This window comes from Methylobacterium sp. E-066 (genome assembly GCF_022829635.1).
Classification (GTDB): Bacteria; Pseudomonadota; Alphaproteobacteria; order Rhizobiales; family Beijerinckiaceae; genus Methylobacterium.
The window spans coordinates 21,700-32,520 of sequence record NZ_JAKSYO010000185.1 but is presented as its reverse complement, the minus strand read 5'-3'; the positions used below and the strand labels follow the sequence as shown (position 1 = coordinate 32,520).

Sequence of the window (10,821 nt, the reverse complement as noted above, 5' to 3'; positions counted from 1 at the left end):
GTCGAACGCTTCTTCAGCAAGATCAAGCACTTCCGCGCCGTCGCCACCCGCTACGACAAGGATCCCGACAACTTTCTTGCCAGCGTCAAACTCGCCGCCCTCCGGGTCTGGCTGCGAACTTTATGAGTCCGCGACCTAGACCGGCCAACATCGGGCGCGACCCGAACGGATCGCCGGCCGGGATGCGGTCGTAGGAGGCGACCAGCCCGCGAAACAACTCCCAGTGCAGGTCCGTGGCGAAGACCAGCATCGTCGCCACCAGCATGATGAGCGAGCCGGCGATGGATTCGGCCTCGTTGTCGGCGACCGGCGTCCCAGGGATGCCGCCGAGGCCGATCATCGTCGCAATGGCGCTCCCCATCGTCTCTAGGGCGAAGAAGAACGACCGCCCGAACAGGCCGATGGCCAGCCCGGTGAGCGTCTCGCACAGGATCCACCACATCGTGTCGGCCGGCGACGCATTCCGCAGACCGTCGCCGAGCTTCGGCAGGAGCATGGGCGCCAGGGCCAGGGACACCGTCAGGGCGATGAACAGGCGGATCCGCGGTGCCACCCGCGCGCTGGAAAGGCCCGGCGCGATCAGCAGGCAGCCGCCGATGCGGCAGAAGATCATGAAGATGCCGAGGATCGATTCCGAGACGTTGATGATCACGAGATGGTGCCGAGCGACCGGATCTCGACGCCGCGGGCGATCTCGACATGGGACAGCACCGCGACGGTCGGGAAGATGCGTTCGATGATCATCCGCACGTAGCTGCGGACCTCCGGGGCGGTGACCAGGGCGAATTTGTGAGTCGACTTCATATGGGCCCGGATCGCCTCCGAGGCCTCGACGCCGAACTGCTCGATCAGGCGCGGATCGATATCGACCTCGTACACGTCACCCTTGGAATCGCGCTTGAGCCCCTGGTGGAAGGTGAGGTCCCAGCGGCTGCCCAGCCGCAGCACGTTGAGGGTGCCGTTCTCGGCGAGGTCGCCGCAGATCTGCTGCGCGATCCGCAGCCGGACATGCTCGGCGATCTGCTCGGCGCGGCGGGCATGGGGCACGATCTCGGCGATGGCCTCGATGATCAGGTGCAGGTTCCGGATCGAGACTCGCTCCGCCAGCAGCAGCTTGAGCACGGCCTGCAGGCCCGAATACGAGATCTGCGACGGGCAGATGTCCTCGACCAGGCGCTTGTATTCCGGATCGAGCCGATCGATCAGCATCCGCAGGTCCTTGTAGGACAGGAGCTGCGGCAGGTTGTTGCGGATGACCTCGCTGACATGGGTCAGCATCACCGAATGCCAGTCGATCGGGCTGAAGCCCTCGCGGCGCGCCTCCTGGGCGTAGGCCTCCGGCACCCAGACCGCCTTCATGCCGAAGGCCGGCTCGTGCACCTCCTCGCCGATCAGGCTCGGCATCGGGCCGTCGCCCACGACGATCAGGACCTCGCCCGGGCGCACCTGCTGCGCGGCGATGACGGTGCCGTGGATCGCGATCTCGTAGGTCTTGCTGGGGACGGTGACGGATTCGACCAGCTTGATGTCCGGAACCACGAACCCGTATTGCTGCGCGAATTTCCGGCGCATCCGCCCGACCCGCTGAGCCAGCTCGCCCTGCGCGCCCAGCATCTGCACCGCGAGGTGCTTGCCGAGCCGCAGCTCGATCTCCGCCGTCTTGAGCGAGTCCTTCACGGATTCGCTCTCGCGCTGCGCCAGCAGCTTCTGATTTTCCTCGGCCTTCGCTTGGGCCGCGACCTTCGACTGCGCTTCCGCGAGGCGGCGGGGGATCAGGTACGCGACGGTGCTCATCAGGATGCCGAGGCCGGCGAACGGCACGAACGGCATCCCGGGCATGATCGCGAACAGCATCATCAGCCCGGAGGCGACGAACAGCGCCCGCGGATAGGCGCTGAGCTGGCCGAGCACCGCCTGCTCCGCCGTCCCCCGCGTGCCGCCCTTCGAGACCAGCAGGCCCGCAGCCAGCGACACGATCAGCGCCGGGATCTGCGAGACGAGGCCGTCCCCGACCGAGAGTTTGGTGAAGACGTCGGCCGCGGTGGCGAGCGGCAGGCCGTGGCGGGTGACGCCGATGATGATCCCGCCGAAGATGTTGACCGCGATGGTGATCAGGCTGGCCACCGCCTCGCCGCGCACGAATTTCGAGGCGCCGTCCATGGAGCCGAAGAACGCGCTCTCCTCCTCGAGCTCGCGCCGACGCTGCTGGGCCTGCTTGTCGTCGATCAGCCCGGCGGAGAGATCCGCGTCGATCGCCATCTGCTTGCCCGGGATCGCGTCCAGGGTGAAGCGCGCGCCGACCTCGGCGATGCGGGTCGTCCCCTTGGTGATCACCAAAAAATTCACCGTGATCAGGATCGCGAAGACCACGAGGCCGATCACGAAATCGCCGCTCATGACGAATTGCGAGAAGCCCTGGATCACGTGGCCGGCCGCGTCGACCCCGGCATCGCCGTTGGCGAGGATCAGGCGGGTCGTCGCGATGCCGAGCGCCAGGCGCAGGAGCGTCGCGATCAGCAGGATCGTCGGGAAGGACGAGAATTCCAGGGGCTTCTGGATCCAGAGCGCCACCATCAGGATCAGCACGGACAGCGCGATCGAGAAGGCCAGCCCGATATCGATCAGGATCGCTGGCACGGGCAGGAACAGCACCGCCAGGATGGCGATGATCCCGACCGCGAACCAGATATCGCGCCGAACTTTGCGCTCCGGCGTGAAAGCTTCTACGGCCGCTGCCACGCGTTCAACCCCTCCGTGCCCGCCTCCGTTCTGGAGCACCAAGCTTGCGCCTGGATTGCGCGGGTGGCGGTGTCGCCCGGCGTGCCCCTGCCGGGGGCCGAAATCTCAAGGTCGTGTGCCGGCCGCCACGGACCGGGAGCTTCTCAGAATCCGGAGATGATCTTGCCGTAGACCAGCTCGGTGAAGCTGTAGATCTGGCCGCCGACGAAGGAGCCGGTCGCGATCATCACGAGCAACGTGACGACGATCTTCGGGACGAACGTGAGGGTGACTTCCTGGATCTGGGTGAGCGCCTGGAAGAGCGCGATCAGGGTGCCGACGACCATCGCGGCCGCGACCGAAGGCCCGGAGGCGACGATGATCGTCCAGATCGCGGTGCGGGTGAGTTCGAGCGCGTCGACTTCGTTCATGGGGCTCGACTTGAAATCACGGTCAAGGGTCCTGGAATTGGCGACGCCTGCCGAGGGGCGGGATGCGCGATGATGGGAGACCGGGGCTGCGCCGCGTCAGCCCGGACGGACGCTCGCACCGTCGGGGGCGGCCCGCGCCGCGTCCGCACCGCGCGGATCTGCTCCACGCCGTGAGAACCGGGCGTCTCCGCAGACCCGAACGCCGCAACGACGGCGTCAGGAGATTTTCAGACCGGACCCGTACGGGATGTCGTCGCCGGTGTTGAGATGCGCGACAACACCGGTGTCGGTGACCTGGACCGAGGTCACCTTTCCGCTGATCTTATCATCCGCAGAGGTGATGGTGCGGCCGACAAGCCCTTGAGCCTGCGTCAGGGTCGTGGACTTGAGGAGCGAATCGAGTTTGCTGTTCGCGTTGACGCTCTGCTCGACCTGCGAGAACGTAGCCAGCTGACCCATATACTCCGTCGACTTCATCGGAGCGGTCGGATCCTGGTTCTTCATCTGCGCGAGGAGAAGGCGGAGGAAGTTGTCGTAGTTCACCGTCGTCGAACTCTCCGCCTTCTTCTTCGCGGCCTGGGCCTTCAAGGCCGCGTCGGTGGCCGACGTATTGGCGGTGTTGGTGACTGGCACGCTCATGATTCTGCCTCCGTCATACGGGATTGGCGGCCCCTGGGCGCCCGAAGGCACCCGGATTGGAAAGATCGGTGACCAAACGGGCGCGGTGGGCGTCGTCCGGCTCGAACAGCCCGCGCAGGATGCGCAGGCCGTCGAAGGCGCGCCCGGCATCGAGAAAGCTTCGCGCCGTCGCGAGCGCGGCCACGATGCTCGGGGCGGGGCCGCGGTCGAGATAGGTCCATTCCACCGCGTCGTAGGCCGCCCGGACCCGCTCCGCGTTCTTGGGATCGATCAGCATCGCCTGCGCGATGAAGTAGAGTTGCCGGATCGGCGTGGTCGCCTCCTCGGCTTGCAGGACATGGGCTTCCAGCAGGAAGGTGGCGTCGTTGAGCAGCTCGATCGTCACCTTGCGGTCGACCCGCAGGACGGCGCCGTTGATGAAGATCCGCTCGCGCCCACGCAAGCTGAGATTGATGGAGCGGCTCATTTCAGACCGTCGCGGATCATCGTGTTGACGTAGATCAGGCTCTCGAAACTGGACGCATCGCCGCGGATGATCTGGTCGGTCTGGCTCATGTTCCAGAGACCGATCGAGATCAGGTCCGCGCGCAACTGGGTAGCCAGTTCGTTCTCGGGTTTCACGAGATCGTCGATGAGCAGGCTCCAGAGGCGCTGCACGAAGCTGACGGCTTCGGCCCGCGCCTCAAACGGCGCCTCCGGTGCCTCCGCGCGCTTCATCAGATCGATGGCCCGGTCGAAGGCCTCGCGCTCGCGCTCCCGAGCCAGGGAGGGCGAGTCTTCCATGATTTCCGCGTAAGACGCGCCGTACATCGCAGATTTGCCTCTTGCGTGGGAAGGAAGACCGACCCCGGTAATCGTGTTCATGGCCGTCGCGGTCGTTGACCGCAGATAAAGTCTCGACGCCGGATCAGACGTAATCCATCAGACTGAGTTTCTTCATCTGGCTGGTCAAAGAATACGAGATCTGGAGCTGGGTCGTCAGACCATCGAGGCGCGTCTTGGCTTCCGCCGCGTCCACGCCTTCGAGGGAATTGAAGCCCCCCGTCAGGATCGTCTTCCGTGCTTCATGGGCATTGCCCAAGGTCGTGAGCCTGGCCTCCACGGTACCGAGATCGGCCTGGATCGTCGTGACCCCGAGCGTGGCCTGACCGGCGATGCTGCGCATCTTGTTGTACACGACGTCCTGGGTTGCCGAAGACAGGCTGCCCAGACCGATATCGGACCCCAGCGTGTACAGCATCGCCAATTGCCGAAAGGCTTGGGCGTTGGCGCTGGTCGACGTCGTCGCGATCTCGTTGGGCCCGATCTCGGTGCGGATGTTGGTGTCAGAGGCGGTAGACCAGTTCTTGCCCCATAGTGGGTCGGCAAACAAAGCGGTGGCCTCGTTGTCGAGGAAGCTCTGCATTTGCGTCGCGGTGATTTGGGCCGCGCCCGGCTGAGTGCCCGGTGCGAAACCGAACTTATCCTGGAAGGCCTTCGCGAAGGCCGCCTTGGCGGCCGATTGCGGTGACGTTTCATAAGCGTTGAGCGGACGCTGCTCCGTATTGATCCCGCCGAACACGAACTGGCCTGACGTCGATGTGTTCATCTGCGCGACGAACGCCGCGAGCTTCGCCGATGCCGCTTGGGTGACCACGCTCGCGCTCCCGTCGCTTAGCCTCCCGGGCGCGACGAGGGCGAGAAAGGCCTCGCCATCCGAGCGAATCTGAGTGAGCGCGCTCTGACTGGTGGCCAGGCGAACACTTGTCAGATCGTTGCTTTGCTTCTGGGCGATCGAGTCGTCCAATTGTTGCCGAAGATCGAGGGTGGTCCCGATCTTGTATCCGAGTTCAAGGCCGACATCGGCATAGCGACCCTTGTCGAGCTCGATGTTCGCCTTGGCGATGCCCGCCTGCAAACGGGCCATATCCGAGCGCGTGGTGTTCAACAGCGTCGCCGTGGAGATGAAGCTGGCTTTCATGACGCTACCTCACGGCATCGAGAAGGGTCTGCAGCATCGCGTTGACCGTCGCGAGGAGCTTGGCAGACGCCGCATAGGACTTTTCGAGCTCGAGCATCTTCGCGACCTCTTCGTCGCGGTTCACCCCCGTCGCGTTGGAGAGCGCGGTCGAGGCCGTGTCCAGGAAGGCCGATTCGTCATCGACCCGCTTCGAGGCTCCCTTGCGGGTCGCCTCCAACCAACTTGCCGACGCACCGGCGGCGGTCAGCAGCGAAGCCGAAGCCGGGAGTTCCGTGTCCGATGTGAAGGGCCGCGCCGCGTCGAGCGCGGATTGCAGCGCCCGCAGGTGGTCGGAAAATGAGGCGGCGTTGGTGGTGTTGTATGTGTACTGCGTACCCGGGTTCATGCCGCCGTCGCGCAGGGTGAACGGATTGCCGCCCTGCTCCGGATCCGCCTTGGCATTGACCTGAATGGAGCCCGCCACCCCGACGGTCGAGCCGCCGGGATAGGTGAACAAGCCTGCCAGGCCCGCTCCAGTCGAGGACGTCTTGTCAACCTCGGCGAAGGCGTTGATCAAGCCGACGGAAATCGCGTCGAGCTGCTTCTGATAGGTAACGGCGGCCTCGTCGCGCACCGTCATCAACCCGACGATGCGTCCGGACTGGAGCGGCATCATGGAGCTGTTGCCGGTCACCGGGATACCGTCGATCAAGACCGCGCTGCCCACGGTGCTGGCGGTGAAGGTCGAATTCGATGCGAAGGTCACTGGCCGGGCGAGGCGGTCGAAGAGCGGCGCGCCGTTGTCGGCGTAGATCGCCATGTCGTTGCCGTCTCGGACGGTCGTATGGATGCCGATCTCCTGGGACAGTTGCGCCAGGATCTTGTCGCGGTTGTCGAGGGCGTCGCTGATGTCGGCCCCGGATGCCGTCCCGAACACCACGGCCTTGTTGGCCTTGTCGAACTGCCCAAGCAGATCGTTGATCGTTCCGACGGATTTGGCGATGTCCTGGTCTGCGGTGAGGCGCGTCTTCTGGATCGTCGCGCTCGCCTGGTTCAGGGTCCGTGCCAGATCCTTCGCGGCCGCGACGGCAGCCTTAGCCAGATTGAGGTCGTTGGGTTGGTTCGCGGCGTTCGCGAGCGCCACCTTCACGGCACTGATCTTTGCGGAGACGGAGCGGCCCTCCGCCGTGTCGCCGACCGTGTCCTCCAGGCTGGTGAGACCCTTGAGAATTTCCGTCCGGCCGGCGAGTTCCGACGTGCTGTGGAGCGTTTTATCGAACAGCAGCGTGTCGCTGGCGCGGCTGACCACGACCCGGACCGGCCCGTCCGTGGTGATCAGCGACGCGATCTTGCGCGAATAGGCTGGATCGTTGACGCCCGCGATGTTGCGCGACACCACGCCCGTAGCGGTCGCGTTCGCCTGCAAGGCGCCGCGCGCCGCCTTCATGGCAACGGAAAGACTCATCCCCGGTCTCCTTCAGCCGATCGTCAGCGCTTCAGGTTCACGAGGGTCTCGAGCATCTCGGTACCGGTCTGGAACACCTTCGAGTTGGCGCCGTATCCGGTCTGCGACTCGATCATTGTGGCCAACTCATTGCCCAAGTCGACGTTCGAATCCTCGAGCGAATGCGACTCAATCGATCCGCGCCCGCCGACATTGGCGAAATTGATTTCCGGGTCGCCCGATCCGGTGGTGACTTCAAAGACGTTGCCCGAGCGCGGGGTCAGGTTGTCCGGGCTCGCCACGGTCGCGAGCGGGATGCGGAATGCGGCGGCCGTCTGGCCGTCCTGATAGACCGCGTAGACCGTGCCATCCGTGTCGATCGCCGCATGATCGACGATTTGCGGCTTGTTCCCATCCACCCGACCTTGAAATGTAAAATCGCCAGCCATCTGTGTCAGGTTCGCGAAGTCCAGCTTGAACGGCTGACCATTGGGGACGGTGAAGCTCATTGTCGCCGTATTTGATAATTTGCCGAACGTGTCGAATGTCAGGGGTGTCGTCGTCCCCGGGATAAGAGTTTTGGTGGCGTGATTGTAGGCTGCAGCCTGCCAGTTTCCGTCTGAATTCTTCACGAGATACAGGTCGGCCTGAAACGGGTTCCCAAGGTTGTCATAGGTGACGAAACTCGTCGCCGACGTATAGTTGGTGGGGCTTGGAGCGCCGCCTTTATTTTCTGCGTTGCTGTTGAGGTTGCCCGTGGTGATGCGCCCTGCCGTGCTTGGATGGGCTTGCATGCCCATCGAGGCGAGGTTGACCGGCGCCAGCCCGTTGAAGCTGTTCATCGAGAGGATCGGGGTGCCCGAAGCCAGGCTGTAGCCTTGTAGATGCATGCCCGCGGCGTTCACCAGGTCGCCCGTCTTCGCATCGATGACGAAATTCCCAGCGCGCGTGAGCGCTGACTTGCCGCCCGCATCCTTGACGACGAAGAAGCCGTTGCCGCTGATCGCGACATCCGAAGCGCTCGTCGTCGCAGTCATGTTAGATTTGCTGCTGATGTCGTGCCGCACGACCGTAGTCACGCTACCGGAATCGTAGGATCCGCTGCCGGACTCGGTCAGGAGCGATGAGAATTGCGTCGAGCCGCGCTTATAGCCGACCGTGTTCTGGTTCTGGATGTTGTCCGCAACGACGCCGAGCCGGTTGGACTGGGCGTTCATCCCAGAGACACCGCTGTTGAGCACACCATACAGACCCATGACGCGAATCTCCGTTGTTGGACGACGTTGCAGGACTTCAGATCAGGAGTCGCTTGCGTGAAGCTTTCGGCGCGCCATTCGTGATGCCGGCGCGCCTCATCCCCCCGCCCGCAGTGCGTTCGCGAGATCCAGGAAGGCGTCGAGGCTCTGCGGGTCGCTCGGGTCCTGCCGCAGGGCGGCGTAGATCTTCGGGACCAGGGCCACGGCCTGGTCGAGCTCCGGATCGGTCCCGGCCTGGTAGCCGCCCATCAGGCGCAGGTCCCGGGAATCCTCGAACCGGGCGATCAGGCTCTTGAGCGTGCGCACGAGCTCGCGCTGCTGCGGCGTCCAGACCAGGTCGGCGAGGCGGGAGATCGAGCCGAGCAGGTTGATCGCCGGGTAGCGGCCCTGGTCGGCGATGGCCCGGTCCAGGACGACGTGGCCGTCGAGGGTGCCGCGGATGCTGTCGGCCACGGGATCGTTGTGGTCGTCGCCGTCGATCAGCACCGAGAAGATGCCGGTGATCGTGCCGGCGCCCTCGAGGCCCGGCCCGGCCCGCTCCAGCAGGCGCGGGAGATCGCCGAACACGCTCGGGGGATAGCCCCGCGCCACCGGCGGCTCGCCGGCCGCCAGGGCCACGTCCCGGGCGGCGTGGGCGAAGCGCGTCACCGAATCGAGCACGAGCAGAACCGACTGGCCCTGGTCGCGAAAATATTCGGCGACCGCGAAGGCCAGCTTCGGTGCCTGCCGGCGCATCATCGGGCTCTCGTCCCCCGTGGCGACGACCACGACCGCGCGGGCCCGGCTCTCCTGGATCGGCCCCTCCAGGAACTCCCGGACCTCGCGCCCGCGCTCGCCGACCAGGGCGACGACCACGGTGTCGAACCCCGAGCACCGGGCCAGCATCGACAGCAGCGTCGACTTGCCGACGCCCGACCCGGCGAAGATGCCGATGCGCTGCGCCGCGCAGAGGGGCGTGAACAGATCGAGCGCCTTCACGCCGGTCTTCAGCGGCTGGTCGACCCGGGACCGGCGCATCGCCGGCGGCGGGCTGGCGTCGAGCGGCATCGCCTGTGTGCCCTTCGGCAGATCGCCCGCCCCGTCGATCGGCCGGCCGAGGGCGTCGATGACCCGGCCCTTCCAGGCCTCGCACGGCCGGGGATCGGTCGCCGTCACGCGATAGGCCAGGGATCCAAGACCGGCCTCGATCCGGGTGTCGAACGGCTTGAGGATCACGCCGTCGCCGTCGATCCGGACCACTTCGCCGTCGATCCGCTGGTCCTCCGCCTCGATCCGCATGCGGTCGCCGAGCTTCAGCAGGGGCAGGGTGATCTTGATGCGGCAATGGCCGAAGCCGATCTCGCTCACCGAGCCGCCGACCCGGATCACGGGATGGTCGTCCCGGTCCTCCAGGGCGAGGGCGAGCTGGTCGAGGGCGTTCATGGTGATCTCCGGAGCCCTCGACCCCGGGCCCTGCGACGGCGGCGAGCGCGGCTTTGCGGTCTCGCCGCGTGCCGCTCGCCCTTAAAAAATCGCGGTTTCAAAAGGTCTTCGACCTTTTGCGGGTGCAGGGCGGAGCCCTGCGAGCCTCGGGCCATCGCGGTATTCCACGCGCTAGAGCCGTTCCCGATCACGTTGCAATCGGGAACGGCTCTCAATCCTTGATTCGTCGCGCTAGCTCGCCGGCCCGAGGCCGCGGATCGCACTCTGCAGCGACGCTTCCGTTTCCGCCACCGCGCTGGCCGCGCCCTCGAAGGTGCGGGTGATGAGGATCAGCCGCGACATCTCCATGACCGGATTGACGTTCGCGCCTTCCTGAAAACCCTGCTGCACGCGCACCGCCGTCTCGCCGCGCTGGTTGAAGTCGAGGATCGGCGCGCCCGGCCGGTCCGAGGCGACCGCGTCGCCGTCGACCCGGGTGAGCTTGGCCGCGCTGTCGAGGCGGAAGACGCCGAGCGCTCCGATCTGATTGATCCCCTGGGTGATGATCCCGTCCTGGCCGATGGTGATCGGCGGCCCCTCGGGATCGACCGAGATCGGGGATCCGCCGGGATCCAGCACCGCGCGCCCGTTCAGGTCCTGAAGGTCGCCCGCGGCCGTGATCTGCATCCGGCCGTCGCGTGTATAGACCGGGCCCGACCGGCCCCGCACGGCCAGCCAGCCATCGCCCTGGATGCCCACGTCGAGGGGGCTGTCCGTCTTGTTGAGCGGGCCGGCCTTGCGCGACAGGAAGGTCTCGCCCGGCGTCACGAAGGCGGTGTCGCGCCCGCCCGCCTGGGACAGGATCGTCTCGAACTTCACCTCCTCGGCGCGGAAGCCGGCCGTCCCGAGGTTGGCGACGTTGTTCGCCACCGTGTTCAGGCGTTGTTCGAGGGCGACCTGGGCGGACAGGGTGACGTAGAGCGACGATTGCAT

Annotated in this window: 11 protein-coding genes and 1 pseudogene; 1 reads left to right on the top strand and 11 read right to left on the bottom strand. The window is 65.7% G+C overall.

Annotation, left to right across the window (positions count from 1 at the left end; genetic code table 11):
- Nucleotides 1-126: pseudogene (locus MKL20_RS27630) on the top strand (IS5/IS1182 family transposase); the annotation flags it as partial.
- Here the strand turns inward: MKL20_RS27630 and MKL20_RS27625 are convergent.
- The 11 genes from MKL20_RS27625 to flgF form a co-directional block, all read right to left on the bottom strand.
- Nucleotides 86-652: a flagellar biosynthetic protein FliR gene (locus tag MKL20_RS27625; RefSeq protein ID WP_244039353.1), complete on the bottom strand. Its 567-nt coding sequence runs from the start codon at nt 650-652 to the stop codon at nt 86-88. The pseudogene MKL20_RS27630 and the gene MKL20_RS27625 sit on opposite strands and share 41 nt — an antisense overlap.
- Complete coding sequence (flhA, locus tag MKL20_RS27620) at nt 649-2,739, bottom strand: flagellar biosynthesis protein FlhA (RefSeq protein WP_244039352.1); 2,091 nt, start codon at nt 2,737-2,739, stop codon at nt 649-651. The genes MKL20_RS27625 and flhA overlap by 4 nt, the downstream gene beginning before the upstream one ends.
- 143 nt (nt 2,740-2,882) lie before the next feature.
- The gene (locus tag MKL20_RS27615; protein ID WP_244039351.1) at nt 2,883-3,149 is read right to left on the bottom strand and encodes a flagellar biosynthetic protein FliQ; all 267 of its coding nucleotides are present in this window, start codon (nt 3,147-3,149) and stop codon (nt 2,883-2,885) included.
- 216 nt (nt 3,150-3,365) lie between these two features.
- Nucleotides 3,366-3,788: a flagellar hook assembly protein FlgD gene (gene flgD / locus MKL20_RS27610; RefSeq protein WP_244039350.1), complete on the bottom strand. Its 423-nt coding sequence runs from the start codon at nt 3,786-3,788 to the stop codon at nt 3,366-3,368.
- Nucleotides 3,789-3,801: 13 nt separating this feature from the next.
- The gene (gene flbT / locus MKL20_RS27605; protein WP_244039349.1) at nt 3,802-4,254 is read right to left on the bottom strand and encodes a flagellar biosynthesis repressor FlbT; all 453 of its coding nucleotides are present in this window, start codon (nt 4,252-4,254) and stop codon (nt 3,802-3,804) included.
- Entirely contained in the window at nt 4,251-4,652 is a 402-nt protein-coding gene (flaF, locus tag MKL20_RS27600; protein ID WP_313902756.1) for a flagellar biosynthesis regulator FlaF, read from the bottom strand. The genes flbT and flaF overlap by 4 nt, the downstream gene beginning before the upstream one ends.
- Nucleotides 4,653-4,695: 43 nt before the next feature.
- Nucleotides 4,696-5,748 (bottom strand): flagellar hook-associated family protein, encoded by a 1,053-nt coding sequence (locus MKL20_RS27595; RefSeq protein WP_244039348.1) that lies wholly within the window; start codon nt 5,746-5,748, stop codon nt 4,696-4,698.
- 4 nt (nt 5,749-5,752) lie between these two features.
- Nucleotides 5,753-7,174: a flagellar hook-associated protein FlgK gene (gene flgK / locus MKL20_RS27590; protein ID WP_244039347.1), complete on the bottom strand. Its 1,422-nt coding sequence runs from the start codon at nt 7,172-7,174 to the stop codon at nt 5,753-5,755.
- A gap of 41 nt (nt 7,175-7,215) precedes the next feature.
- Nucleotides 7,216-8,427: a flagellar hook protein FlgE gene (locus MKL20_RS27585; RefSeq protein ID WP_244039346.1), complete on the bottom strand. Its 1,212-nt coding sequence runs from the start codon at nt 8,425-8,427 to the stop codon at nt 7,216-7,218.
- Nucleotides 8,428-8,523: 96 nt separating this feature from the next.
- Nucleotides 8,524-9,849 carry a flagellar protein export ATPase FliI gene (gene fliI / locus MKL20_RS27580; RefSeq protein WP_244039345.1) on the bottom strand — a complete coding sequence of 442 codons (1,326 nt, stop codon included), beginning with the start codon at nt 9,847-9,849 and terminating at the stop codon, nt 8,524-8,526.
- 231 nt (nt 9,850-10,080) lie between these two features.
- Entirely contained in the window at nt 10,081-10,821 is a 741-nt protein-coding gene (gene flgF, locus MKL20_RS27575; RefSeq protein ID WP_244039344.1) for a flagellar basal-body rod protein FlgF, read from the bottom strand.

Bases quoted from the DNA above. Each gene is read 5' to 3' on its own strand.
- flgK (WP_244039347.1), bottom strand. From the start codon at position 7,174: ATGAAGGCGGCGCGCGGCGCCTTGCAGGCGAACGCGACCGCTACGGGC.
- MKL20_RS27595 (WP_244039348.1), bottom strand. From the start codon at position 5,748: ATGAAAGCCAGCTTCATCTCCACGGCGACGCTGTTGAACACCACGCGC.
- MKL20_RS27585 (WP_244039346.1), bottom strand. From the start codon at position 8,427: ATGGGTCTGTATGGTGTGCTCAACAGCGGTGTCTCTGGGATGAACGCC.
- fliI (WP_244039345.1), bottom strand. From the start codon at position 9,849: ATGAACGCCCTCGACCAGCTCGCCCTCGCCCTGGAGGACCGGGACGAC.
- flaF (WP_313902756.1), bottom strand. From the start codon at position 4,652: ATGAACACGATTACCGGGGTCGGTCTTCCTTCCCACGCAAGAGGCAAA.
- flgD (WP_244039350.1), bottom strand. From the start codon at position 3,788: ATGAGCGTGCCAGTCACCAACACCGCCAATACGTCGGCCACCGACGCG.
- MKL20_RS27615 (WP_244039351.1), bottom strand. From the start codon at position 3,149: ATGAACGAAGTCGACGCGCTCGAACTCACCCGCACCGCGATCTGGACG.
- flgF (WP_244039344.1), bottom strand. From the start codon at position 10,821: ATGCAATCGTCGCTCTACGTCACCCTGTCCGCCCAGGTCGCCCTCGAA.
- flbT (WP_244039349.1), bottom strand. From the start codon at position 4,254: ATGAGCCGCTCCATCAATCTCAGCTTGCGTGGGCGCGAGCGGATCTTC.